The organism is Bradyrhizobium sp. TM239 (assembly GCF_036247985.1).
GTDB classification, from domain to species: domain Bacteria; phylum Pseudomonadota; class Alphaproteobacteria; order Rhizobiales; family Xanthobacteraceae; genus Bradyrhizobium; species Bradyrhizobium ottawaense.
The window spans coordinates 377,893-403,129 of the sequence record NZ_BTIR01000008.1; the positions used below are offsets into that span (position 1 = coordinate 377,893).

The 25,237-nt window shown below is 65.7% G+C and carries 25 protein-coding genes; 16 read left to right on the forward strand and 9 right to left on the reverse strand.

Annotated features, from left to right (window positions below; genetic code table 11):
* Positions 1-819: a class I SAM-dependent methyltransferase gene (locus AABA84_RS15540; RefSeq protein WP_338312444.1), complete on the forward strand. Its 819-nt coding sequence runs from the start codon at positions 1-3 to the stop codon at positions 817-819.
* A gap of 9 nt (positions 820-828) precedes the next feature.
* On the opposite strand, the gene AABA84_RS15545 is transcribed toward AABA84_RS15540, so the two are convergent.
* A complete protein-coding gene (locus tag AABA84_RS15545; protein ID WP_212249380.1) occupies positions 829-1,440 on the reverse strand; it encodes a CinA family protein in 612 nt (203 codons plus the stop codon).
* A 4-nt stretch (positions 1,441-1,444) separates the two neighbouring features.
* The gene (locus AABA84_RS15550) at positions 1,445-2,626 is read right to left on the reverse strand and encodes a bifunctional 2-C-methyl-D-erythritol 4-phosphate cytidylyltransferase/2-C-methyl-D-erythritol 2,4-cyclodiphosphate synthase (RefSeq protein ID WP_338312445.1); all 1,182 of its coding nucleotides are present in this window, start codon (positions 2,624-2,626) and stop codon (positions 1,445-1,447) included.
* Positions 2,627-2,906: 280 nt separating this feature from the next.
* On the opposite strand from AABA84_RS15550, the gene dusB reads away from it, so the two are divergent.
* From dusB to ntrC, 3 genes are read left to right on the forward strand one after another with little or no spacing between them, the layout of a single operon-like run.
* A complete protein-coding gene (gene dusB, locus AABA84_RS15555) occupies positions 2,907-3,908 on the forward strand; it encodes a tRNA dihydrouridine synthase DusB (RefSeq protein WP_338312545.1) in 1,002 nt (333 codons plus the stop codon).
* Complete coding sequence (locus tag AABA84_RS15560) at positions 3,905-5,074, forward strand: two-component system sensor histidine kinase NtrB (RefSeq protein ID WP_212249382.1); 1,170 nt, start codon at positions 3,905-3,907, stop codon at positions 5,072-5,074. The genes dusB and AABA84_RS15560 overlap by 4 nt, the downstream gene beginning before the upstream one ends.
* 9 nt (positions 5,075-5,083) lie before the next feature.
* Positions 5,084-6,526: a nitrogen regulation protein NR(I) gene (gene ntrC, locus AABA84_RS15565; RefSeq protein WP_212249383.1), complete on the forward strand. Its 1,443-nt coding sequence runs from the start codon at positions 5,084-5,086 to the stop codon at positions 6,524-6,526.
* 190 nt (positions 6,527-6,716) lie between these two features.
* Here ntrC and AABA84_RS15570 read toward each other — a convergent pair whose 3' ends face one another.
* Positions 6,717-6,863 (reverse strand): hypothetical protein, encoded by a 147-nt coding sequence (locus tag AABA84_RS15570; protein ID WP_338309241.1) that lies wholly within the window; start codon positions 6,861-6,863, stop codon positions 6,717-6,719.
* Positions 6,864-7,059: 196 nt separating this feature from the next.
* Here AABA84_RS15570 and AABA84_RS15575 point away from each other — a divergent pair, with 196 nt between their 5' ends.
* From AABA84_RS15575 to hflX, 4 genes are all read left to right on the forward strand, one after another.
* Complete coding sequence (locus AABA84_RS15575; protein ID WP_338312446.1) at positions 7,060-9,456, forward strand: sensor histidine kinase; 2,397 nt, start codon at positions 7,060-7,062, stop codon at positions 9,454-9,456.
* Positions 9,457-9,473: 17 nt separating this feature from the next.
* Positions 9,474-10,844, forward strand: coding sequence for a nitrogen assimilation response regulator NtrX (gene ntrX, locus AABA84_RS15580; protein ID WP_338309239.1), 1,371 nt, complete (start codon positions 9,474-9,476; stop codon positions 10,842-10,844).
* Between the two features lie 293 nt (positions 10,845-11,137).
* Complete coding sequence (gene hfq / locus AABA84_RS15585; protein WP_007591126.1) at positions 11,138-11,386, forward strand: RNA chaperone Hfq; 249 nt, start codon at positions 11,138-11,140, stop codon at positions 11,384-11,386.
* Between the two features lie 11 nt (positions 11,387-11,397).
* Positions 11,398-12,780, forward strand: coding sequence for a GTPase HflX (gene hflX / locus AABA84_RS15590; protein WP_338312447.1), 1,383 nt, complete (start codon positions 11,398-11,400; stop codon positions 12,778-12,780).
* 19 nt (positions 12,781-12,799) lie between these two features.
* Here the strand turns inward: hflX and AABA84_RS15595 are convergent, their stop codons facing one another.
* Positions 12,800-13,258: a GNAT family N-acetyltransferase gene (locus AABA84_RS15595; RefSeq protein ID WP_338312448.1), complete on the reverse strand. Its 459-nt coding sequence runs from the start codon at positions 13,256-13,258 to the stop codon at positions 12,800-12,802.
* 14 nt (positions 13,259-13,272) lie between these two features.
* Positions 13,273-14,091, reverse strand: coding sequence for a nucleoside triphosphate pyrophosphohydrolase (mazG, locus tag AABA84_RS15600; protein WP_338312449.1), 819 nt, complete (start codon positions 14,089-14,091; stop codon positions 13,273-13,275).
* Positions 14,092-14,217: 126 nt separating this feature from the next.
* Here mazG and queC point away from each other — a divergent pair, with 126 nt between their 5' ends.
* Positions 14,218-14,931 carry a 7-cyano-7-deazaguanine synthase QueC gene (queC, locus tag AABA84_RS15605; RefSeq protein WP_338312450.1) on the forward strand — a complete coding sequence of 238 codons (714 nt, stop codon included), beginning with the start codon at positions 14,218-14,220 and terminating at the stop codon, positions 14,929-14,931.
* Between the two features lie 185 nt (positions 14,932-15,116).
* Here queC and AABA84_RS15610 read toward each other — a convergent pair whose 3' ends face one another.
* From AABA84_RS15610 to nthA, 3 genes are read right to left on the reverse strand one after another with little or no spacing between them, the layout of a single operon-like run.
* Positions 15,117-15,494 carry a nitrile hydratase accessory protein gene (locus AABA84_RS15610; RefSeq protein ID WP_338309234.1) on the reverse strand — a complete coding sequence of 126 codons (378 nt, stop codon included), beginning with the start codon at positions 15,492-15,494 and terminating at the stop codon, positions 15,117-15,119.
* Positions 15,491-16,153 (reverse strand): nitrile hydratase subunit beta, encoded by a 663-nt coding sequence (gene nthB, locus AABA84_RS15615; protein ID WP_338312451.1) that lies wholly within the window; start codon positions 16,151-16,153, stop codon positions 15,491-15,493. Before nthB ends, AABA84_RS15610 begins: the two co-directional genes overlap by 4 nt.
* Positions 16,150-16,776 (reverse strand): nitrile hydratase subunit alpha, encoded by a 627-nt coding sequence (nthA, locus tag AABA84_RS15620; RefSeq protein WP_338312452.1) that lies wholly within the window; start codon positions 16,774-16,776, stop codon positions 16,150-16,152. The genes nthB and nthA overlap by 4 nt, the downstream gene beginning before the upstream one ends.
* A gap of 62 nt (positions 16,777-16,838) precedes the next feature.
* Here nthA and AABA84_RS15625 point away from each other — a divergent pair, with 62 nt between their 5' ends.
* From AABA84_RS15625 to AABA84_RS15650, 6 genes are all read left to right on the forward strand, one after another.
* Positions 16,839-17,597, forward strand: a complete 759-nt coding sequence (locus AABA84_RS15625; RefSeq protein WP_338312453.1) for a hypothetical protein — start codon at positions 16,839-16,841, stop codon at positions 17,595-17,597.
* A gap of 30 nt (positions 17,598-17,627) precedes the next feature.
* The gene (locus tag AABA84_RS15630) at positions 17,628-18,434 is read left to right on the forward strand and encodes an enoyl-CoA hydratase/isomerase family protein (RefSeq protein WP_212249394.1); all 807 of its coding nucleotides are present in this window, start codon (positions 17,628-17,630) and stop codon (positions 18,432-18,434) included.
* A gap of 111 nt (positions 18,435-18,545) precedes the next feature.
* A complete protein-coding gene (locus tag AABA84_RS15635; RefSeq protein WP_212249395.1) occupies positions 18,546-20,018 on the forward strand; it encodes a DASS family sodium-coupled anion symporter in 1,473 nt (490 codons plus the stop codon).
* 238 nt (positions 20,019-20,256) lie between these two features.
* Positions 20,257-21,396, forward strand: a complete 1,140-nt coding sequence (locus AABA84_RS15640) for a methionine ABC transporter ATP-binding protein (RefSeq protein ID WP_338312454.1) — start codon at positions 20,257-20,259, stop codon at positions 21,394-21,396.
* Positions 21,386-22,051: a methionine ABC transporter permease gene (locus tag AABA84_RS15645; protein WP_212249397.1), complete on the forward strand. Its 666-nt coding sequence runs from the start codon at positions 21,386-21,388 to the stop codon at positions 22,049-22,051. The genes AABA84_RS15640 and AABA84_RS15645 overlap by 11 nt, the downstream gene beginning before the upstream one ends.
* Positions 22,052-22,079: 28 nt before the next feature.
* Positions 22,080-22,853 carry a MetQ/NlpA family ABC transporter substrate-binding protein gene (locus AABA84_RS15650; RefSeq protein ID WP_212249398.1) on the forward strand — a complete coding sequence of 258 codons (774 nt, stop codon included), beginning with the start codon at positions 22,080-22,082 and terminating at the stop codon, positions 22,851-22,853.
* Positions 22,854-22,867: 14 nt separating this feature from the next.
* Here the strand turns inward: AABA84_RS15650 and AABA84_RS15655 are convergent, their stop codons facing one another.
* Positions 22,868-23,857 (reverse strand): helix-turn-helix domain-containing protein, encoded by a 990-nt coding sequence (locus tag AABA84_RS15655; RefSeq protein WP_212249399.1) that lies wholly within the window; start codon positions 23,855-23,857, stop codon positions 22,868-22,870.
* Between the two features lie 183 nt (positions 23,858-24,040).
* Between AABA84_RS15655 and AABA84_RS15660 the strand changes: the two genes are divergently transcribed.
* Entirely contained in the window at positions 24,041-25,231 is a 1,191-nt protein-coding gene (locus AABA84_RS15660) for a serine hydrolase domain-containing protein (RefSeq protein ID WP_212249400.1), read from the forward strand.
* Positions 25,232-25,237 lie beyond the last annotated feature (6 nt).

Consider the following 25,237-nt stretch of genomic DNA (forward strand, 5'->3'; position numbering starts at 1 on the left):
ATGATTGCAGACCACACGATGCCATCGGTCGAACTGCCCGGAGGCGATCTCGACGTGGCGAAGATGCCGGGCCATTGGCTGCTGGCCCGGCTCGGCAAGCGCGTGCTGCGTCCCGGCGGGCTTGGCCTGACACGCGCGCTGCTGCACGGACTGGTGATCGGCGCCGAAGATGATGTCGTCGAGTTTGCGCCGGGGCTCGGCGTCACCGCGCGCCTGATCCTGGAGCGAGGGCCGCGGCGCTATGTCGGCGTCGAGCGTGATGCGCAGGCGGCGGCGTGGACGAGCCGGCAGCTTCCGGCGAAGGGAAACGTCTCGGTCGTAGTCGGGACCGCCGATCAGACGACCCTGCCGGCCGGCTCTGCGTCGATCGTGATCGGCGAGGCGATGCTGAGCATGCAGACCCAGGAGCAGAAGCGCCGCATCGCGGCGGAGGCATTCCGGCTGCTTCGCCCCGGCGGGCGTTACGGCATCCACGAGCTCGCCGTGACGCCGGACGACATGCCGTTCGGCCAAAGGCAGGCGATCGATCGCGCGCTCTCCGGCGTCATCCATGTCGGGGCACGTCCGTTGTCCGGCGAAGGATGGAGAGGGCTGCTGGAGAGCGTAGGCTTTCAGATCGAGGCGGTTGAATTCGCGCCGATGCATCTGCTCCGGCCGCGCCGCCTCGTGCAGGACGAGGGCCTCGTCGGCGCGTTGCGGCTCACCAGGAATTTGTTGCTGGATCGGGCGGCGCGGCGCCGGGTGCTGGCAATGCGGCGGGTGTTCGAGCAGCATCGCGCCAATCTGGCTGCGATCCGTGTGATCGCCCGCAAGGTGTAAGCGGGGTGCTCAGCCCCGCGGCGACCGCGGCGTCCGGCGTTTGGCCACATGTCGGCGCGGCGAGCGTGTCACGCGCGGGCGCAAGCGGGTTGCGGCAGCGGGACGGCGCGGCTTGGTCTGGGCTTGCGGGCCGCGGGCCAGATCCATCAACATCCGCAGCGCTTCGACGACGGAGCGCTGCCGTACCGCGCTGCGGCCGATCGCGCCGAAGCGGTGCTCGCGGTGGATGATGCGGCCGTCGCGCGCCGCGACGGCGAAATGCACGAGACCGACCGGCTTGCCGGGCGTCGCGCCGCCGGGACCGGCAATGCCGGTAATGGCGACGGCGAGATCGACGCCGGCACGCTCCAGCGCGCCGACCGCCATGGCGGTTGCGGTTTCCTTGCTGACGGCGCCGAAATTGGCAAGCGTGCCGGCTTCGACGCCGAGCATGGCGCGCTTGGCGTCGTTGGAATAGGTGACGAAGCCGCGGTCGATCACGTCGGAGGAGCCGGGGATGTCGGTCAGTGCGCCGGCGACGAGGCCGCCAGTGCAGGATTCAGCGGTTGCGATCGTCAGCTTGCGCATCCGGCACAAATCGAGCAGCGAGCGGGAGAGGGCGCGTGCGTCGCTGCCGCCCATGACCCTACAGGCTCCAGGGCAGGCGGATGGTGGCGCTCGCGGTGGCCGCGATGCCTTCCTCGCGGCCGGTGAAGCCGAGCCGCTCGCTCGTGGTCGCCTTCACCGCGACGCGCGAGATGTCGACGCCGGAGATCTCCGCGATGCTCGCGCGCATGGTGTCGCGCAACGGGCCGATCTTCGGCCGCTCGCAGATCATGGTCACCTCGAGATTGGCGACGCGGCCGCCGCGCGCCGTGACGCGCTCGATGGCGTATTTCAGGAACTGGTCGGAGGAGGCGCCCTTCCACTTCGCATCGCTCGGCGGGAAGTGCGAGCCGATGTCGCCGTCGGCGAGCGCGCCGAGGATGGCATCGACCAACGCATGCAGGCCGACATCGCCGTCGGAATGGGCGAGAAAACCCTTGGTGTGCGGCACGCGCACGCCGCAGAGCATGACGTGGTCGCCTTTGCCGAAGGCGTGCACGTCGTAGCCGGTGCCGGTCCTGATATCGCCGAGCTGGGCAGCCAGGCGTGCTTCCTCGCGCACAAAATCCTCGGGAGTGGTGAGCTTCATGTTGGCAACATCGCCTTCAAAGGTTGCAACGGTCAATCCCGCCCATTCGGCAATCGCGGCATCGTCGGTGAAATCGCTGCGGCCGTCCTTCGCGGCGCGACGATGCGCTTCGAGGATGACGTCGAAACGAAAGGATTGCGGCGTCTGCGCGATTCGCAGCCGCGCGCGGTCCGGCGTGCCCTCGACGTTGCCGCCATCGCCGGTGAGCTTGATGGTGTCGGTGACGGGAACGGCAGGGATCGCGGCACCGGTGCGGCTCGCCGCCTCGATGGCGCGCGAGATCAATCCCTCCGAGACGAAGGGGCGCGCGGCGTCGTGGATCAGCACGATATCGGGCTCGTGCCTGACCAGAGCTTCGAGGCCGGCAAGCACCGAGGCCTGCCGGGTCGCACCGCCATTGGTCGGCGGCTCATGCCTGAGCCCGGCGACCGCGGCCGTGAATATGGCGCTGTCGTCGGGGTTCACCACCGGCTGCACCGCAAACACGTCGGCGTGGCGGCTGAAAGCTTCCATGGCGCGATAGATCACGGGCACGCCGCCGATCTCGCGATATTGCTTCGGCCCGCCGGCGCCTGCACGCAGTCCACGCCCGGCTGCGACGAGGACGACTGCGGTGCGCTGTGATTTCGCCATAGGACTCGAATACTCAGTTGGTGATGAAGAGTCGGGGAGTGGGGTGATTGCCGCATGCCTCTAGCACGGCAGGCCCGCAAAAAAAGGGGGTTTCCCCGGATTGTTGGAATCAGCATTTTGCTGCACTGCACTTGAAAGATTTGCAGAACTGTCTAAACTGTAGGCATGGCGCTTGACTGCACAAGAATTGTGCGCAAGATAGCTCATGGCAGGCGCGATGAGGCCCTGCCCAGTCAACGAGACCCCTGTGACCGGTTCGGCAGTATCCGGCTCTAAGCCGTTGAAAATAGGCGATATTGATGTCGCCACCCCGGTCTTCCTGGCACCGATGTCGGGGGTGACGGACTCGCCCGTCCGCCGGTTGGCCGCCGAGCTTGGAGCCGGCCTCGTCGTGTCCGAAATGACGGCCAGCGATGAGCTCGCGAGCGGCCACCGGATGTCCCGGTTGCGTTGCGAAGCCACCGGGATCGGCCCCCACGTGGTTCAGCTCGCCGGCTGCGAGACGCACTGGATGGCGGAAGGCGCCCGGATCGCCGAGGCTGAAGGCGCCGATATCATCGACATCAACATGGGCTGTCCGGCCCGCCACGTCACCGGAGGCCAGTCCGGCTCGGCCTTGATGCGCGACCTCGACCATGCCGTCAGCCTGATCGATGCGACCATCGCGGCGGTGAAGGTGCCGGTGACGCTGAAGATGCGGCTCGGCTGGGACGACCGCAGCCGCAACGCGCCGGAACTGGCGCGGCGCGCGGAAGCCGCCGGCGTCAAGCTCGTCGCGGTGCATGGCCGCACCCGCAGCCAGTTCTACAAGGGCGAGGCCGATTGGGATGCGATCCGCGCCGTGCGCGATGCGATCTCGATCCCGCTCGTCGTCAACGGCGACATCACGACTTACGAGAAGGCACTCACGGCGCTCGAGGCTTCCGGCGCCGACGCCGTGATGATCGGGCGCGGCGCGCAGGGCCAGCCCTGGCTGCCCGGTCAGATCGGCCGCCGCCTGCAGGGCGGGGCTGAGGAGGCTGTGCCCTCGCTGGAAACGCAGCTGCATTATGTCCGCACGCTCTATGAGGGCGTCTGCGCGCTCTATGGTCTGCGTATCGGACTGAAGCACGCCCGCAAGCATCTCGGCTGGGCGCTCGATGTCGCCGCAGAGGCGAGCGGCGCTTCCGTCGAGAAGCTGAAAGGGTGGCGCCAGAAGATCCTCACCTCGGAGGATCCGCGCCTCGTCCACCAGGCGCTGCAGGATGCCTTCGACGACTTCGCATGGAGCGCTGCTGCATGAGCTCCGCCGCTGAACATCGCCGGCCCGCCGACAGTGACGCGATCCTGGATGCCTTGCCCAATCCCGTGCTGATGATCGGGCCGGATGGCAAGATCGTCGCCGCCAACATCGCCACCGAGGCCTTCTTCGACATCTCGACGCAGTTCCTGAAGCGGCAGTCGCTGAAAGAGCTGGTGCCGTTCGGCAGCCCATTGCTGGCATTGATCGACCAGGTGCGTTCGTCGAATTCGCCGGTCAACGAATACAAGGTCGATCTGGGCACGCCGCGCATGGGCGGCGACCGCCAGGTCGATCTGCATGTCGCGCCGTTGACCGAGCGGCCCGGCCATATCGTGGTGATGCTGCAGGAGCGCTCCATCGCCGACAAGATGGACCGCCAGCTCACCCATCGCAGCGCGGCGCGTTCGGTGATCGCACTGGCCGCGATGCTGGCGCATGAGATCAAGAATCCGCTCTCCGGCATCCGCGGCGCGGCGCAGCTTCTCGAGCAGCAGGCCTCGTCCGAGGACCGCATGCTGACGCGTCTGATCTGCGACGAGGCCGACCGCATCGTGACGCTGGTCGACCGCATGGAGGTGTTCGGCGACGAGCGCCCCGTGTTGCGCGGTCCCGTCAACATCCATTCGGTGCTCGACCACGTCAAGCGGCTGGCGCAGTCCGGCTTTGCCCGCAACATCCGCTTCATCGAGGACTACGATCCCTCGCTGCCGCCGGTGCTGGCGAACCAGGACCAGTTGATCCAGGTGTTCCTCAATCTCGTGAAGAATGCCGCAGAAGCCCTGATCGACGTCCCCGACGCCGAGATCCAGCTCACCACCGCGTTTCGCCCCGGCGTGCGCCTGTCAGTCCCCGGTCAAAAATCCCGGGTATCCTTGCCGCTCGAATTCTGCGTGAAGGACAATGGACCAGGCGTGCCCGACGATCTTCTGCCCAATCTGTTCGATCCCTTCGTGACCACCAAGCAGACCGGCTCGGGTCTCGGCCTGGCGCTGGTCGCCAAGATCATCGGCGATCACGGGGGCATCATCGAATGCGAATCTCAGCCGCGCAAGACCACCTTCCGCGTGCTGATGCCGATGTATTCCACATCGGTGAAACATGCCGATCAAAGCAGTCGCGCCGACTCTGCCGGGAAGCCGTCGCCTGCGTCACAGGGGGCGAAATGAGGATTAACGATGCCCGCAGGTAGCATTCTCGTAGCCGATGACGATACCGCCATCCGCACCGTTCTCAATCAGGCACTGTCCCGCGCCGGTTATGAAGTGCGGCTGACCGGCAATGCCGCAACGCTGTGGCGCTGGGTCAGCCAGGGCGAGGGCGATCTCGTCATCACCGACGTGGTGATGCCGGACGAAAACGCCTTCGACCTCTTGCCGCGGATCAAGAAGATGCGGCCGAATCTGCCGGTCATCGTCATGAGCGCGCAAAACACCTTCATGACAGCGATCCGCGCCTCCGAGCGCGGGGCTTACGAATATCTGCCAAAGCCCTTCGACCTCAAGGAGCTGATCGCCATCGTCGGCCGCGCGCTGGCCGAGCCGAAGGAACGGGTCTCGACGCCGGACGAGGACGCCGAGATGGAGGCGATCCCGCTGGTCGGCCGCTCGCCGGCGATGCAGGAAATCTACCGCGTGCTCGCGCGGTTGATGCAGACCGACCTCACCGTGATGATCACGGGCGAGTCCGGCACCGGCAAGGAGCTGGTGGCGCGCGCGCTGCACGATTACGGCAAGCGCCGCAACGGCCCGTTCGTCGCGGTCAACATGGCGGCGATCCCGCGCGACCTCATCGAATCCGAGCTGTTCGGCCATGAGCGCGGCGCCTTCACCGGCGCCAACACCCGCGCCTCCGGCCGGTTCGAGCAGGCCGAGGGCGGCACGCTGTTTTTGGATGAGATCGGCGACATGCCGATGGAGGCGCAGACCCGCCTGCTGCGCGTGCTGCAGCAGGGCGAATACACCACCGTCGGCGGCCGCACCCCGATCAAGACCGACGTGCGCATCGTCGCGGCCTCGAACAAGGATCTGCGCGTGCTGATCCAGCAGGGTCTGTTCCGCGAAGACCTGTTCTTCCGCCTCAATGTCGTGCCGCTGCGGCTGCCTCCCTTGCGCGAGCGCATCGAGGATCTGCCCGATCTGATCCGGCACTTCTTCACGCTGGCCGAGAAGGACGGGCTGCCGCCGAAGAAGCTCGACGCGCTGGCGCTGGAACGGATGAAGCAGCACCGCTGGCCCGGCAACGTCCGCGAGCTCGAAAACCTCGCCCGGCGCCTCGCCGCGCTCTATCCGCAGGACGTGATCACGGCCTCCGTCATCGATGGCGAGCTGGCGCCGCCCTCGGTCAGCCCGGGTGCCGCGGTCCAGCAGGGCGTCGACAATCTCGGCGGTGCCGTGGAGGCGTATCTGTCCTCGCACTTCCAGGGCTTTCCCAACGGCGTGCCGCCGCCGGGCCTCTATCACCGCATCCTCAAGGAGATCGAGGTGCCGCTGCTGACGGCCGCGCTCGCCGCCACCCGCGGCAACCAGATCCGCGCCGCTGACCTGCTCGGCCTCAACCGCAACACGCTGCGCAAGAAGATCCGGGATCTCGACATCCAGGTCTATCGCAGCGGCGGCTAGTTCTCTCGCGACAAACGCTGAGCGCGTTTGCGCGGCGGTGGCTCAGCTCCCCCTACTAAAGCGGAGCTGAGCCTGTCCGGATCGCGCTGGCCGTTTTGGCTGACGCGGTGATCAGAAGTCAGAGTGGGGCCGAAATGTTCCCCAGTCACACTTGGGGGTGAGGCATTCGGCCGCCCGCGACCGCGATCCATCACCTGATCAGTCGCTCGGTTGACGGCACCAGGCGCGCGACATTTGTGGTCGGCTCCTGCAGGACAGGACCATTGACCAGCAGATCGGAGGCCACGATCAGCAGCAGAACGGCAGAAACCATCATCGCGAGGAAGAATCTGTCCATGCTGGTCAAGCCGCGACGGCAGACAACCGTTCCCGCAGGCGAGGTCTGCCCACGACATCGGCCATGATCAGCCTGTGGATGCGCCGGTCCGTCGCGGCGAGGGCGCCGCGGAATTGTCGCAATTCGGCAACAATGTGGTACGAATACATCAGTATCCGCCCATCGCGGACCCGTTTTCAGCACCACCATTGCCGGAATGACCAGCGCAGACACCTCGGCCGCACACTTTGACACGGCCCCAGCGGAAGAGCCCCGGCGTTGGTCGGCGCGGCGCTGGCTGGCGCCCTTTGCCGTGGCGCTGGCGCTGCTCTCGGCCTTCCTGACCTTCCTGGTCCTGACCGGCCTGACCACGATCGAGCCGACGCCGGCGGTGGTCCGCTCGATCTACCTGATCAACGCGGCCACGATCCTGCTGCTGGTCGGAATCATCGTCCGCGAGCTCTGGCAGCTGATCCTGGCGCGGCGGCGCGGCAGGGCGGCCGCACGGCTCCATGTCCAGATCGTCAGCCTGTTCTCGATCGTGGCGGTGCTGCCGGCGGTGCTGGTCGCCGTCGTCGCCAACGTCACCATCGAACGCGGCCTCGACCGGCTGTTCTCCGGCCCGACCAAGGAGGTGATCCAGAATTCGCTGACGATCGCGCGGGCCTATATGCAGGACCATGCGCAGCTGATCCGCGGCGACATTCTCGGCATGGCCAACGACATCGCGCATGCCCGGCCGCTCTATGACCAGGATCGCCGCTCGTTCCGGGAGATGCTGAGCGCCAGCGCCAGTTCCCGCAACCTGCCGGGCGCGATGATCATCGACAAGAACACCAACATCCTGGAATCCGCCGACACCGGCATGCGGCTCGCTTATTCGCCGCCCGCGTCCGACTTCCTCAGCAACGTCAACGAGTCCGAGCCCGAGATCGCGGTCCTTCCCGATGCGAGCTTCGTGGCCGCGGTGATCCGGCTGCGGGCCTTCAGCGACACCTTCCTCTATGTCGCCCGTCCCCTTGATCCGAATGTCGTCAATCAGCTCAAGCAGACCGAGGTCAGCGTCGCCGAATACGCCCAGATCGAGTCGCGCCGGCTCGGCATCCAGGTTGCCTTCGCGCTGATGTTCGCCGTGATCGCGCTGACCATTCTGATGGCCTCGGTGCTGATCGGTCTCAACTTCGCCAATTCGCTGGTCTCGCCGATCCGGCGGCTGATGAACGCAGCCCACACGGTCTCGACCGGCGACCTCCATGTCCAGGTGCCGGTGCACCAGTCGGAAGGCGATCTCGCCCAGCTGGGCGAGACCTTCAACAAGATGACGCAGGAGTTGCGCAGCCAGCGCGACGAGCTCGTCAACGCCAGCGACCTGATCGACAGCCGCCGCCGCTTCATCGAAGCGGTGCTGTCCTCCGCAAGCGCCGGCATCATCGGCGTCGATACCTCCGGCAGCGTCGGCATTTTGAACCGCTCGGCCGAGAAGCTGATCGGGCACTCCGAGGCCGAAACGCTCGGTCATCCGCTCTCCGAGGTGCTGCCCGAGCTTGACGAGATGATGACGGCGGCGCGGGAAGGGAGCCAGCGCCTGGTGCAGGGCCAGATCACGATCACCCGCGACGGCACCGAGCGCAATCTCTCGGTCCGCGTCAGCGCCGAGAAGAACCAGCCGCATGACAGCTACATCATCACGCTCGACGACATCACCGAGCTGGTCTCGGCGCAGCGCACCTCGGCCTGGGGCGACGTGGCGCGCCGCATCGCGCACGAGATCAAGAACCCGCTGACGCCGATCCAGCTTTCGGCCGAGCGCATTCGCCGCAAGTTCGGCAAGGACATCACCGAGGGCAAGGACAAGCAGATCTTCGAGCAGTGCACCGATACCATCGTGCGCCAGGTCGACGACATCAGGCGCATGGTCGACGAGTTCTCGCGCTTCGCGCGGATGCCGAAGCCAGTGATGGAGGGTGAGGACGTCGCCGACGCCGTGCGGCAGGCCGTGTTCCTGATGAAGGTCGCCCATCCCGAGATCGACATCGAAGCCGAATTCAAGGATGATCCGCTCCGCGCCCAGTTCGACCGGCGGCTGATCTCGCAGGCGGTCACCAACATCGTCAAGAACGCCACCGAGGCGATCGAGCAGGTCCCGCCGGAGGAGCTCGGCAAAGGTCATATCGACGTCGTCGTGTCGCGCCAGGGCGAGGACGTGCTGATCGACGTCATCGACAACGGTATCGGCCTGCCCAAGGTCGCGCGCTCGCGGTTACTCGAGCCCTATGTGACGACGCGCGCCAAGGGCACCGGCCTTGGCCTTGCGATCGTCGGCCGCGTGCTGGAAGACCATGGCGGGCGCATCGAGCTGAAGGATGCTTCCGACTTCCGCGAGGGCCAGCGCGGCGCCTGGATGCGGATGCGCTTTGCGATCTCCGGGCAACCTGCGAAGGCCGAGGGAGCCGAGCAGACCCCGGCCGCCGCGGTCAAGGAAGCGACCGGCGAGCAGGCCGGCGCTGCTGTCAAGGACCTGGCGCAGGAAACAAAAGAGCCGGCGGCCGAAACCAAAGAGCCGGCCGAAATGACTAATGATTCAACGAAAATCGAAGCCTCGACAGGCATCTGACAAGACAGGCGCGACCCATGGCAAGTGAAATTCTGATTGTCGATGATGAGGCCGATATTCGAGATCTCGTCGCAGGCATTCTCGAGGACGAGGGTTTTGTCACGCGCACCGCGCGCGACAGCGACTCCGCACTGGCTGAGATCGCCAACCGGCGGCCGCATCTGGTGTTCCTCGACATCTGGCTGCAGGGCTCCAAGCTCGACGGCTTGCAGCTGCTGGAGCAGGTCAAGAAGGACAATGCCGACCTGCCGGTCGTGATGATCTCCGGCCACGGCAACATCGAGACCGCGGTCGCCGCGATCAAGCGCGGCGCCTACGACTTCATCGAGAAGCCGTTCAAGGCCGACCGGCTGATCCTGGTCGCGACGAGGGCGCTGGAGAACTCGCGGCTGAAGCGCGAGGTCAAGGAGCTGAAGCAGCTCGCGCCGAGCGCCAGCCAGCTCGTCGGCCGCTCGCCGAGCATGAACCAGCTGCGCCAGACCATCGAGCGCGCGGCCAAGGCCAACAGCCGCATCCTGATCGTCGGCCCCGCCGGCGCCGGCAAGGAACTGGCGGCGCGCACGCTGCACACGGCCTCGGGCCGCGCCGACGGTCCCTTCGTCGTCATCAACGCAGCCGCGATCACGCCCGACCGCATGGAGCACGAGCTGTTCGGCGTCGAGCAGTCCAACGGCGAGCAGGCGCGCAAGCCCGGCGCGCTCGAGGAAGCCCATGGCGGCACGCTGTTCATCGACGAGATCGCGGACATGCCGCGCGAGACCCAGAACAAGATCCTGCGGGTGCTGGTCGAGCAGTCGTTCCAGCGCGTCGGCGGCACCGCCAAGGTGCAGGTCGATGTGCGCATCATCTCGTCGACCGCGCGCAATCTCGAAGAGGAGATCGCGGCCGGCCATTTCCGCGAGGACCTCTATCATCGGCTCTCGGTGGTGCCGATCCGCGTGCCTGCGCTGTCGGAGCGGCGCGAGGACATCCCGGAATTGATCGACTATTTCATGGAGCAGATCTCGGCCGGCAGCGGCCTGCCCAAGCGGCAGATCGGGCAGGACGCGATGGCGGTGCTGCAATCGCACGTCTGGCCGGGCAATGTGCGCCAGCTCCGCAACAACGTTGAAAGAGTCATGATTCTCGCCGCCGGTGGGCCAGAGGTCATCATCACGGCCGACATGTTGCCGCAGGACGTCGGCTCCATGGTGCCGGCGATGCCGACCAGCAACAATGGCGAGCACATCATGGGCCTGCCGCTGCGCGAGGCGCGCGAAGTGTTCGAGCGCGACTATTTGATTGCACAGATCAGCCGTTTTTCAGGAAATATTTCTCGTACAGCCGAGTTCGTTGGCATGGAACGGTCGGCGCTGCATCGAAAGTTGAAGGCGCTCGGTGTCGGCTAGCGCGCTTTTGTGCAAGGAAAACGCCGTCGAAACAAGATTCTAACGCCGCGACGTTGCGGCGACCTCTTATGAACAAAGCGAGGAATTTCATCGATTTCCGTAGTTTTTCGGGGCAATACGGCGCCCGCTGCCGTGTGAAGCGGCTTGCCTAATAGGTCCACCTGTCCTCTAATCGCACAGCTGTTCCTTCCGAGGGGGATCTCATGAGGAACTGCAACCGGGAGAGGCCCCGAACTCCACAAGAAGGGCCGCAACCGGCGCAATAAAAAGAAACTCAAAGCGAGAAAAAAACAATGGCGGCAGACCGCGCACAAAACCTACAGGACACCTTCCTTAATCACGTTCGCAAAACCAAGACGCCACTGACGATCTTTCTGGTCAACGGAGTGAAGCTCCAGGGCATCGTGACCTGGTTCGACAATTTCTGTTTGCTGCTTCGGCGCGACGGTCATTCGCAGCTCGTCTACAAGCATGCGATCTCGACCATCATGCCGGGTGCGCCGATCCAGTTGTTCGAAGGCGGCGAGGATCAGCCGGCTTGAGAGTGATCTGATTGGAACCCCGGAATTTCGACGGGGAGGCCGACCGTCCGCGGGCGGCAGGGGCTAAGCAGACGGGGCGGGTGCTTGTCATCGGCCCCTATTTGCGGGTGCGCGCAGGCGGTGCTGACGCGCAATCGGAGACTCATATCCAGCGCAACGCCGAGGCCCGGCTCGACGAAGCCGCCGGCCTCGCGCGTGCGATCGACCTCGTCGTCGCCGACGCCATCATCGCGCCGATCAGCCAGATCAGGCCCGCGACCTATATCGGCAAGGGCAAGGTCGAGGAGATCGCCGCGCTGGCCAAGAGCCTCGACGTCGAGCTCGTGGTGATGGATTGCGCGCTGGCGCCGATCCAGCAGCGCAACCTCGAGAAGGAATTGCAGGCCAAGGTGCTCGACCGCACCGGGCTGATCCTGGAAATCTTCGGCCGCCGCGCCAAGACCAAGGAAGGCTCGCTCCAGGTCGAGCTCGCGCATCTCAACTACCAGCGCTCGCGGCTGGTGCGCTCGTGGACCCATCTGGAGCGCCAGCGCGGCGGCTTCGGCTTCATGGGCGGTCCCGGTGAGACGCAGATCGAAGCCGACCGACGCCTGATCCAGGAGCGCATCTCCAAGCTCGAAGGCGAGCTGAAGAAGGTGCAGGCAACGCGGCGGCTGCATCGTGCCGGCCGCCAGCGCGTGCCGTATCGCGTTGTCGCGCTGGTCGGCTACACCAATGCCGGCAAGTCGACGCTGTTCAACCGCCTGACGCGCGCCGACGTGCAGGCGGCGGATATGCTTTTCGCGACACTCGATCCGACCTTGCGCGCCCTCAACCTGCCGCATGGGGGCAAGGCGATGCTGTCGGACACCGTCGGCTTCATCTCCAACCTGCCGACGCAACTCGTCGCCGCCTTCCGCGCCACGCTGGAGGAGGTGCTCGAAGCCGACGTCATCCTGCATGTGCGCGACATATCCCATGAAGATGCCGAGGCCCAGCAGAGCGACGTCGACGCTGTGCTGCGCCAGCTCGGCATCAACCCGGACGATTCAGGCCGCATCATCGAGGTCTGGAACAAGATCGACCGCTACGATTCCGAGCAGCGCGAAGAGCTTTTGAACATCGCCGCGCGCCGGCCGGAGGATCATCCGGCGATGCTGGTCTCGGCTGTGTCAGGCGAGGGGGTCGACGCCCTGCTTGCCGCGATCGAGGAGCGGTTAGCGGCCAAGCGCACCACGCTCGACCTCTCCATCGACGCCGCCGACGGCGCCGGCATCAGCTGGCTGCACCGCAATGCCGAGGTGCTGGCCAAGGAGCTGCACGACGGCCGCTTCGACATGACCGTACGGGTCGACGAGACCAAGCGGGATATCGTGGTGAACAGGTTCGACGCCGTGCCGCGCCTCTCGGCCTAGGCGCTGCTGCCTGAGAAGATCACCTCGACAGATCGAGGCTCATGAACTGGTTGTGCGGGCTCGCCTGATAATCGGCGAACGGCGCACAAGATATGAAGCCGACGCTGCGGTAGAGCGAGATCGCGGGGGCGTGCAGCGGCGCAGTGCCGGTCTCCAGGCTGAGACGCGCATAACCGCGCTTGCGGGCTTCAGCAACGATGTGGTCCAGAATGGCTCGCCCGACTCCGGTTCGCCGCGCAGTGGGCGCGGCCCGCATCGACTTCACTTCGCCATGGGTGTCATCGAGTTGCTTGAGGGCGCCGAACCCGGCCAACGCACCATTGTGCCAGGCGGTCCAGAACGTCACGGATGAGGCCGAAAGACTGCTCGCGTCCAGCGCCTGCGCATGCTCGCCCATGACGCTGCGGAGCTCTTCCAGATGATGCGCCAGCAAGTCGGCGACATAGGGCGCCGTCGGATCGTCCTGCCTGATATCCACGTCGTCCCCTTGTGTCAGGTGGCGGTCTTGGCCGCATTCCACAGCGCGTCCATCTCCGCCAGCGAGGCCTGCTCCAGCGTGCGTCCCTGCGCTGCCAGCGACCGTTCGATGTAGGCAAAGCGCCGCTCGAATTTTGCGTTGGTTGCACGCAACGCGGCTTCCGGATCGGCATCGACATGGCGGGCGAGGTTGACGAGGGCGAACATCAGATCGCCGGTCTCTTCCGCAATCTCCTGCTTGTCGTCGCGGTCGAGCGCGGCCTCGATCTCATCGGCTTCCTCGCGGATCTTTTGCAGCACCGCGCGCGGGTCGTTCCAGTCGAAGCCGACGGTGGAGGCCTTGCGCTGCAGCTCCATGGCGCGCGTCAATGCGGGCTGACCGGCCTTCACCCCCGACAGCAGCGATGTGTGCGCCGGCGCTTCTTCCAGCGGCCGGCGCGCGGCGCGCTCGGCCTTCTCCTCGGCCTTGATGCGGTCCCAGACTTCCTTGACATGGGAGGAGGCGAGATTGCCGTCCTTGTCGGCGAAGACGTGGGGGTGGCGGCGGATCATCTTTCGCGTGATGGCCTCGACGACATCGCCAAAGGCAAAGGCATTCTGCTCGGAGGCCATCTGGGCGTGAAACACCACCTGGAGCAGGAGATCGCCGAGCTCTTCTCTGAGATCGTCGAGATCGCCGCGGCTGATGGCCTCGACCACCTCATAGGCTTCCTCGATCGTGTAGGGCGCGATCGTCGCAAAATCCTGTTCGAGATCCCAGGGGCAGCCGGTGACCGGCGTGCGCAGCGCCGCCATGATCTCGATCAGGCGGGAAATGTCGCGGGAAGGGGTCATGGCGGGGCGCTCTCCTTACTCCAAAACCTTATGCCAAAAGCGGCCCGCCGTTCCCAGCGCGGCGGGCCGGAACGTGCCGATTTCCACCGATTGGCGGGCCGCGCCCGCAATGCTAAAGCGCGGACCATGAGTGACGCATTTTCATCGCAAACCGCGCTGGTACTGTTTTCCGGCGGCCAGGATTCCACCACCTGCCTCGCCTGGGCGCTGAGCCGCTTTGCGCGAGTGGAGACGCTGGGGTTCGAGTACGGCCAGCGTCATGCCATCGAGCTCGCTTGCCGCGACCGACTGTTCGACGGCATCAAGGGCTTGCGCGCCGATTGGGCGGCAAAACTCGGCGAGAGCCATACGCTGTCGATCCCGACGCTGGCCGAAATGTCCGAGACCGCGCTGACGCGCGATGTCGCGATCGCGATGGGCGCCGACGGCCTTCCGAATACGTTCGTGCCCGGCCGCAACCTGGTGTTTTTGACCTTTGCCGCGGCGCTGGCCTACCGGCGCGGCGTCACGCATATCGTCGGCGGCATGTGCGAGACCGACTATTCGGGCTATCCAGATTGCCGCGACGAGACTATCCGCGCCATGCAGGCCGCGCTCTCGCTCGGCATGGCGCGAAAGTTCGAGCTGCACACGCCGCTGATGTGGATCGACAAGGCCGCGACGTGGAAGCTGGCGCAGGATCTCGGCGGCGACGGCCTGGTCGACCTGATCCGCGAGCACTCCCACACCTGCTATCTCGGCGAACGCGGCGCGCAGCACGATTGGGGCTATGGCTGCGGCGAGTGCCCGGCGTGCAGCCTGCGGGCGAAGGGGTGGCGGGAGTTCGTGGCGGGGCGCTGATGCTCACTGCGCCGCTCTCGTGCCCCGGACGCAGCGCAGCGCCTCTTCAGCGGTGCGCTGCAGAGCCGGGGCCCAAGTCTCTGCAAGGTGCTGTGTGGCTTTCTGGGTCCCGGCTCTGCGCCGCGACGCTTACGCGTCGCAGCTTGTCCGGGACACGAGCTCCGTAATAACGGGCGTTGCCAGAGCTACCCGAAATCCTCCGGCCGCAGCTCGATCGGCTTGCCATGCGGCGTGCGATCGGCGGCGTGGTCCCAGGCGTCGCGGTAGCGGTGCAGCGTCTCCAATGACGCAACACCCTTGCGCGCAACCAAACCCTCCAGCGTGGCGAGCCAGTGCAGGTAGTAGGTTTCGCCTGTATCTGGATCGCCGGCAGCCTGCGCGCGCTTGATCTCGGAGGCGAGGCTTGCTGCCCATTCCGGCCAGGTGAATACGCCGCGCTCGTGCAGGCTCAGCGCCATCGCGAACGCATGCGCCTCCCAGGGCGCGCGGAACACCGGGCCGTCGTCATCGCGGGGAATGCTGGGTATCGCCGCGGTGGCTGCGGCAGCAGCGGTACCACTCATGACGCCGGGTCCAGATACGGCTCGAATGCGTCGATCGAGACCTTCAGGGTGGGATCACCATCCTCGCCCCAGAGATCGCGGCCTTCGAACACGACGGTGTAGAGCCATTGCGGATTCTCGCCGAGCTCCATCGCCGCCGAATCCGGAAACACGTGGCAGCCGTGGTTCAATTCGACGACGCCGACATGGCCGCGCACATAGCGCGGCAGCCGCGTGTGCGTGGCCGGATGGATGTTCTTCGCCCGCACGCGATCGCCGATGTTGAATTTCGCCGGTGCAGGGGCAGGGCGGGCGAACTTGCCGCGCACCATGATGCGCTCGACCTGAGTGAGATCGAACTTGCCGTGCTTGAGCGCCTTGGCAGGCTGCATCGCGTGACCGGCGGCGACTTCCTCGCGGGTGAGGTAGCCCTTCTCGATCAGCATCTCCTCGAGCCCGAGAAACCACTTCTTGTAGTAGGAGCTCGACAGATAGACGTGCGGCGGAATCGTCTCGCGATAGAAACGCGAGGTGTCGATGTTGAAGGCGCCGGCCGCGCCCATTGCACGCACCATCGCCAGCACGCGGGATTCCCATTCTGCATGGAACACCGGCTCGTTGGGCTCGGGCTCGACCTTGCCGAACCCGTCCATGCCGCCCATGTCGTGCACGCCGTTCATGACGGCGCTCCCGGCGCTTTGGGGAAACCGGTCCCGATCATGGAATCGCGCGTGACGAGCTCGGAGAGCTGCTCCTCGCTCCAGCCCTCGGTGCCTTCGGGCCGCATCGGCAGCACCAGGAAGCGCGTCTCGGCGGTCGAATCCCACACCCGGATCTCCATGTCCTTCGGCAGGGTGACGTCGAAATCGGCGAGCACGCCGCGCGGATCCTTCACGGCGCGCGAGCGGTAGGGCGCGGCCTTGTACCAGACCGGCGGCAGTCCCAGCATCTCCCAGGGGTAGCAGGAGCACAGTGTGCACACGACCATGTTGTGACGCGTGGGCGTGTTCTCGACCACGACGAGATGATCGCCGACGCGGCTGACATGGCCGAGCGTGCCGATCGCTTTGGAGCCGTCCTCCAGCAGCGCCCGCTTGAACGCCGGATCGGTCCAGGCCTTGGCGACCACGCGGGCGCCGTTGTGCGGGCCGATCTTGGTCTCATAGGCCTGGATGATGGCATCGAGCGCGGCGGGCTCGACATAGCCTTTCTCGGTCAGGATCGTCTCGAGCGCGCGCACGCGCAGCTCGGTGTCCGACAGCTCGGAATGGTCGTGATCGTGGTCGTGGTGATGATCGCTCATGGCGCGAAGATAGTCCCAGAATCCGGGCCTTGTCGAGGCGAAGACTCTGCTAACATCACTCCATGGGATGGGCTGAAAAAACTGGAATAGCCGCCGCAATCGCGGCTCTTGTCGCACTTGCGGCGCAGGATGCGCGCGCCGCGAATGGCGCCTATGCGGTGGATGCCGCCGACATTTCGGAGGTCGGCTCCTGCAAGGTCGAAAGCTGGCTGTCGATGGCGTCCAACACCGATGTCGCGGCCGTCGCCAATCCCTCCTGCGTGGTCGATCCCTTCAGGCCGGTCGAGCTGAGCCTGCAGACCATCCGGGCCAGAAGCGACGGCGACTGGAGCACCACTGTCGCTCCGAAAGCCAAGACGAATTTCGTCCCGACCGGGGTCGGCCGGTGGGGACTATCGGCCTATGGCGGCGGATCGTTCGACGTGACGACCGGCGAGGCGCTGTCCGCCTTTGCGGTCATCCCCGCGACCTTCCGCCTGTCGGAGACGATGCGCATCAACGTGAATGGCGGCTGGCTCTGGGATCGCACCGTCGATCGCCACTATCTGACCTACGGCATCGGCTTCGACTGGAAGTTCACCGACACGTTGCAGTGGACGATCGAGGCCTATGGGCAGGCCGGCGCATCCGAAATCGCGAGCGTCGTGCAGCCGCGGTTGCAGACCGGGCTACGCTACCGGCCGAACGAGATATTCTCCGTCGACGTGATCTACGGGCGCAACATCACCGGCGAGAACGCCAACTGGATCACCGTCGGCACCACCATCCGGTTTCCGGTCAAGGGCAGCGAGCCCGAGCACCATCGCACCGGGCATTTGTGAACTACCAAGAACAAGAACCGGGAGGTTGCGTTGGCAGAGTACGTGAAGATCGAAAAGGGCCTCGGGCCCGAGGGACGGATTGCGGTGGTGCGTTTCGATCGGGGCGACGGCATCAACGCCCTGTCGCCCGAGGCACTGCGGCAGCTGACCGCGACGGCCCGCAGCTTCGAGGACGATTCCGCGACGTCGGTCGTCGTGTTGACCGGCAGCTCGGGCGCGTTCAGCGCTGGGTTCGACCTCAAGGATGCCGAGGGACGCTCGCGCAAGGAGATGGATCTCGGCACTCTGCGGCGGCACCTCAAGCTGGGACCGCGCCTGACGCACGCCTGGCAGGAGATGGAGCAGATCACGATCGCGGCGATCGAGGGGTTTTGCGTCGGCGGTGGTGTGGCCCTCGCCGTCGCGCTCGACTTCCGCATCATGGGCCGCGATGCGCATCTGCGCGTGCCCGAAATCGGGCTCGGCATGAACATGAGCTGGCAGAGCATCCCGCGCATGCTGCATCTGATGGGCCCCGCCCGCACCAAGCAGGCGGTGATCCTGGCCGATCAACGCATCTCGGCCGATGAAGCCCATGAATGGCGCCTGGTCGAGCAGGTGGTCGATCCCGGCCATGCCTTCGAGGCAGCGATGGATCTCGCCCGCAAGGTCGCCGCGCAGCCGCCGCTCTCGGTCGCGATGACGAAGCTGACCGTCAACCGGCTCGCGCATGCGCTGGACGATCTCGCCAGCCACATGGACGTCGACCAGTTCGCGCTCGCCAGCTTCAGCGAGGATCACAAGGAGGGCGTCGACGCGTTCCTGGGCCGCCGCAAGCCGCGCTTCAAGGGGCAATAGATTGATGCCAGGCCATTGATCGCACAACCGACAGTTCGTATACGCGGCGCAGGGACAAGAGCAGGCTCGCCCACGGGCCGCACAGGCGACGACGATCGAGGGGGAGGGCCCATGACTGCTAGCTCGCAGGCGCCAGAGGCGAAAGGGTTTCGCTGGAAACTGGTCGCGCCGCTCGTGGTGTGGCTGGTGATCTATCTGTGGCCGGTGCCTGCAGGGCTCAACGTCAATCAGTGGCACTATTTCGCCGTGTTCGCGGCCGTCATCACCGGGCTCATCCTGGAATCGATGCCGGTCGGCGCGGTCGGCCTGATCGGACTCACGGTCGCCGGCATCAGTGGCTATATCGACCCTGATCCGACCAAGTCGCTGCGCTGGATGCTGGCAGGCTTTGCCGAGAGCACGGTCTGGTTGATCGTCGGCGCTTTCGTGTTCTCGATCGGCTATCGCAAGAGCCAGCTTGGCCGGCGCATTGCATTGGTGCTGGTGCAGCGGCTTGGCCGCAACACGCTCGGCCTTGGCTATGCGGTCGCAATGTCGGATTTCCTGCTTGCGCCGGCGACGCCGTCGAACACCGCGCGCAGCGGCGGCATCGTCTATCCCATCATCAGCAACATCCCGCGCATCTATGGCTCCGAGCCGGGGCCGACCGCCGGCAGGATCGGCACTTACGTGATGTGGACGGCCTTTGCCGCGACCGCCGTCACGAGCTCGCTGTTCTTCACCGCGCTCGCGCCCAACGCGGCGGCACTGGCGATCGCCAAGAAGACCGTCGGGGTCGAGGTCAGCTGGGGCCAGTGGTTTCTCGGCTTCGCGCCGCTCGGCATCCTGCTGATGGTGCTGGTGCCGCTGCTCAGTTATTTGGTCTGCCGTCCCGAGGTGAAGCGCAGCCCGGAAATCTCCGAATGGGCGGCGAAGGAACTTGCCGAGATGGGCCCGATGTCGCGCAACGAGTGGATCATGCTCGGCCTGATCGTGCTCGCGATGTTCCTGTGGATCGCGGGCTCCAGCCCGGACATCCACGTGCCCGTGCTCGGCTCGAACTTCGTCAATGCCACCACGGTCGTGTTCATCGTGATCTCCCTGATGCTGGTGACCGGTGTGATCGAGTTTGCCGACATCGTCAGCGAGAAGAGCGCCTGGGAAGTGTTCTTCTATTTCACCTCGCTGTTGACGCTGGCCTCCGGCCTCAACGAGATCGGCTTCATCAAATGGTTCGCAACCGAGTACGCAAAGCCGCTCGCCGGGCTATCGCCGTCGACCGCGATGCTGCTGCTGGTCGCGCTGTTCTTCTGGATCCACTATTTCTTCTCGAGCATCACCTCGCATGCCGCCGCCGTGCTGCCCGTCGTGCTCGCGGTCGGATCGGGCATTCCCGGTCTGCCGGTCACGACCCTCGCCATGCTCTGCATGTACTCGCTCGGCCTGATGGGCGTGATCTCGCCTTACGCGACGGGACCGGCGCCGATGTATTTCGGCAGCGGCTACATCGGGAAGGGCCAGTTCTGGGGTTTTGGCCTGCTCTTCGGGCTGCTCTATTTCGCAGGTCTTCTGCTGATCGTGCTGCCCTGGTTGCAGATGGGATGAGCCCGGGCGGGAGGCTGATACCCTCGGCGAAGGAATATTCTTCTCCGGCGAGGGATTGGGGAATCTTCGTCCATCTCCTCGCAAATATCTGAAATTGCAAGAAAGACTGGAAAAGGCGATGGTGCGTGCTGCGGTGCAGCGCGTTGCCCTCAGAGGCGTTTGCTGCTGTTCCATCTCCAGTCGCTGATGCGACCCGGCTTTCGTTTGCCTTTTCGGGTGAGCGAGAGAACTATTGTGCATGAAGGCCGTCTCCATGAACGCTCACCAATCGCTCGCCATCGGACAGCCGATTGCGCCGCTTGAAGCGATTTCACCTGCCGCAGCCGAGCCGGACGCGATGGTTCGCTTCGCCGGCATCTCGAAAACCTATCCGGCCTATCGCGGCAAGCCCGGCGTCAACGCGCTGCAAAATATCGATTTCGCAATCCCGCGCGGTTCCATCACCGGCGTGATCGGCCGCTCCGGCGCCGGCAAGTCGAGCCTGGTCCGGCTCATCAACGGGCTGGAGAAGCCGACCACGGGACGCGTCGTCGTCGACGGCCGCGATATCTCGGCGCTCGCCGGCCGCGAGCTGCGGCTGGCGCAGCGCTCGATCGGCATGATCTTCCAGCACTTCAACCTGCTGTCGTCGCGCACCGCCGCCGACAACATCGCGCTGCCGCTCGAGATCGCCGGCTGGTCTAAGGCCGACATCAAGGCCCGCGTCACCGAGCTGCTCGCGCTCGTCGGCATCGCCGACAAGCACGACCGTTATCCCTCAGAACTCTCCGGCGGCCAGAAGCAGCGCGTCGGCATTGCCCGCGCGCTGGCGACGCGGCCGAGCGTGCTCTTGTCGGACGAGGCGACGTCAGCGCTCGATCCGCAGACGACGCGCGCGATCCTCGATCTGCTCGCCAACATCAACCGCGAGCTGGGCGTGACCATCGTGCTGATCACCCACGAAATGTCCGTGGTACGCCAGCTCGCCAAGGAAGTGGTCGTGCTCGACGCCGGCCACGTGGTCGAGAGCGGCCATGTCGCCGACATCTTCACCCATCCAAAACATCCGATCACGCAGTCCTTCCTCGCGGAAGTTATCGGCGACAGCCTGCCGGTCTCGCTGGCGAGCCGGATCGTGGCCGAGCCGCCCGTTGGCGGGCAGGCCGTGATCCGCGTCGAGGTCCGCGGGGCAGGGGCCGGCGACACCGTGGTGGCGCGGCTCGCTCGCGAGCTCGGCCTCGACGTCGCGCTGCTATCGGCGCGCGTCGACGAGATCGGCGGCCAGCATGTCGGCTCGCTCGTTCTCGGCATTCCCGGCCGCGAGGACGCGCAGGCGCGGGTCCTTGCCTGGTTGTCTCAATATCAATTCCCGGCGGAGCATCTCGGCTATGTCGCCTGAACTCATCAATTTGATCATCCAGGCTACCTTCGAGAGCCTGTACATGGTCGGCATCGCGGCGCTGCTCGGCACAGTCTTCGGCCTGCCGCTCGGCGTCTTCCTCGCGACCAGCCGGAAGGGCGAGCTGTTCGCGGCCCCACTCGTCAACCGCGCGCTCGGCATCGTCGTCAACGCGACGCGCTCGACGCCCTTCATCATCCTGGTCGTGGCCATCATCCCGTTCACCCGGTTTGTCGCGGGCACCTCGATCGGTTCGACCGCGGCGATCGTGCCGCTGACGATCGCGTCGGCACCGTTCATCGCGCGTCTGGTCGAAGCTGCGATCCGCGAGGTCGATGGCGGCCTGATCGAGACGGCGTCCTCGTTCGGCGCCTCGCCGCTTCAGATCGTGTTCAAGGTGCTGATCCCCGAGGCGCTGCCGGGCCTGTTGCTGGCACTGACGCTCGCAGTGGTCAGCCTGCTCGGCTACTCCGCGATGGTCGGTGCGGTCGGCGGCGGCGGCCTTGGCGATCTCGGCATCCGCTACGGCTATCAGCGCTTCATGCCGGAGATGATGCTGGCCGTCGTGGTCGTGCTGATCGCGTTGGTGCAGCTCGTCCAGAGCGCGGGCGATTATCTGGCGCGGCGGGTCAACCGCCGGTTGCGGCATCACTGATACCACCATCCCCAAACTGGAGACTTCAATGCGCTTTCTCGCAACCCTTGCGGCTGCAGCCTTGCTTGCGACCACGGCGACAGCCGAAACCATCCGCGTCGGCGTCACCGCCGGTCCCCATGCCGAGATCATCGACGTCGTGAAGAAGGTCGGCGCCGAGCGCGGCCTCGACATCAAGGTGGTCGAGTTCACGGACTATGTGATCCCGAACCAGGCGCTGGCCCTGAAGGATCTCGAGGCCAATTCGTTCCAGCATGAGCCGTATCTGAAGAACCAGATCGCCAAGACCGGCTGGAAGATCGTCAAGGTCGCCAACACGATCGGCTCGCCGCAGGGCGTCTACTCGCAGAAATACAAGAATCTCGCCGACCTGCCGGAGGGTGCCCGTGTCGCGATCGCCAACGATCCCTCCAACGGCGCGCGCGGCCTGATGATCTTGGCGCTGCACGGCGTGATCAAATTGAAGGACCCGAACAACGTCTCCTTGACCATCGCTGATATCACCGACAATCCGAAGAAGCTTCGCTTCGTCGAGCTCGATGCCGCCCAGCTGCCGCGCGCGCTGCAGGACGTCGACGTCGTCTCCATCAACAACAATTACGCGGTGCAGGCCGGCCTCAATCCGGCGACCGATGCGATCGCCCGCGAGAATCCCGACGGCCCCTGGGTGAACATCCTCGCCGTTCGCGAAGAGGACAAGGACAAGCCTTGGGTGAAGCCGCTGATCGAGGCCTATCACTCCGCGCCGGTGAAGGAATTTTTGGAGAAGCGCTTCAAGGGCACCTATCTGCCGACCTGGTAGGGCGAGCGGGCGCGTCAGGCCGCTAGCCTGGCGCGTCGCAGTGTCTGCGAGGGCAGCTCGGCGAAGTGGCGCTTGTAGTCGAGCGAGAACTGGCTGAAGTGCCAGAAGCCGTGCTGCACGGCGACGTCGTAGACGGAGGTCTCGATGCCGCTGGCGCGCTTGAGGTCACGGCGCACGCGGTTGAGCCGCATCGCCCGCCAATAATGCATCGGGCTGGTGCCCACGACTTCCTGGAAGCAATAGCCGAGCTTGCGCGGGCTGGCGCCGACCGCCTTGCAGACCTCCAGCAGCGAGAGCGTGCGCTCGCCGCTGCCATGCATCATCGCCCGCGCACGATCAACAGTGCGCTTGCGCGCCGCGGCGCTGCGGCCGGGATCGCTGGGGCGTGCGGTCGGCAGCATGTCCATGATCTCGACGAGAAGGGCGTCTTCCAGCGCCTGCCCGACGGCCGGATCGTCGAACCGCTCGGGGGCAGTCGAGATGGTCTCGTGGATCGCGGCAAGGTGAGCGCGCAATCGCGCGACCGGTGCCTGCGCCATCTCGATCACCCGCAACTGGTGCCAGACTGCGCGCGGCAGCTCGATATCGAGCCGGGCCGCAAGCTCCTCGATCAGCGCCGCGCTGGCGACAACACCGCGCAGCTCGAAGGACTTTGGCGTGCACATATCGACCTCGGCGTCGACGCAGGCGATGACCTGGGCACCTGCAACGCTGGCGCCGTTGCAATTGACCTCGCCGTCACTGTGCCAGGGCAGACCGATGCCGAAGCTGTCGGCCCCTAACTGGCCGTATTGGCGGACCTGCTGGCTGGTGATCTCGCGGAAGACTTCGAGCCGGGGCAGGGAGAGTTGGGTGAAGCTGCCCCTGAAGGCTCCGGCGCTGATCTGGTCGTAGCTGAGCCGCCAGCGACCGAGCGAAGCGCAATGCTCGTCGACATCGGTGCTGCTGGCCTGAAACAGGCCGGCAGCCGAGTCCAGAGTCGGAAGAGTTGTGCCTAAGGGCATGACGACACGTCGAAATTCACCACCCGACAGCCAGCCAGAACCACGCCAGACTGGCACGGCCATAGGCGCTGTCCAGCAAAATATTGCCGGATCTCGATAACGCCCACCGCGACCCTCCGTGCAGTCTTCCGCGCCAGTCGTTCCCGACAACGGGGTTCGGGGCTGCTTTGCGGAGGGATCGAGATGCGACCGACCGAGATCATGCGCGGCAGCCCGCCCGCGCCCGAGGCGCAGGTGACGCGCGCCAATTGGCGCAGCTTTCCCGCGATCCGCTGGGGCTTTACCCACACCCGCGAAGTGCTGCCGACCGCAGAGATCCGCCGCTCCGCCCAGCGGACGCCGATGCGAAGCGCGCCGCGCGAACTGGCAAAACTCGGCTTCACCGCACCGGATGGCAAGGAGACCACGATCGAAGCCACGCTCCGCGAGACGTTTGCCGATACGCTCCTCGTCATGCACCGGGGCACGCTGATCCACGAATGGTACGGCGACGGCATGAGCGTGACCACGCCGCATCTGATCTGCTCGATCAGCAAGGCGATCGCCGGCACCCTCGGCGGCGTGCTCGCCGCGCGCGGGCTGCTCGATCCCGAGGCGAGGGTGGTACGCTACGTGCCGGAGCTGGAGACTTCGGTCTATGGCAGTTGCACGGTCCGCAACCTGCTCGACATGGCCGTCGCCATCAAGTTCGAGGAGGATTACGAGGATCCCGCCGGCGACGTTGCGCGCTATCGGTTCTCCTCGGGCTGGGACGTGCCACCGCCGGGCGTCGACGCAGGCCACCAGCGCGCTTATCTCACGACCTTGCGCGGCACCGGCAAGCCGCACGGCAAGGTGTTCCACTACGTCTCGCCCAATACCGAGGTGCTCGGCTGGGTCTATGAGCGCGCCTGCGGCATGCCCTACCATCGCATCCTCTCCGAATATCTCTGGCAGCCCCTGGGCGCGGAGGAGGACGGCTCGCTCACGCTCGACAGCCACGGCATGGGCCGCATCGCCGGCGGCATCTCCGTCACCGCGCGTGACCTCATCCGTTTCGGCGAGATGATCCGCTGCCGCGGCGTGGTCGAGGGGCGGCAGGTGGTGCCGGGCTGGTGGATCGACGACATCCGCGAGAACGGCGATCCCAAAGCCTGGGCCGACGGCGACCTCGCCGAGTTTTTCCCGGGCGCGCGCTATCGCAGCAAATGGTTCACGATCGATCCGGCGCGCAACGCCATGACCGCGATCGGCATCCACGGCCAACATCTTTATGTCGATTGGGACTCGGACACCGTCATCGTCAAGCTCGCCACGCAGCCCAAGGCGATGGACGTTCCGGTCGACCAGCGCTGGTTCGCCGCCTTCAACGCCATCACCGCGCATCTCGCCTGATTTCTG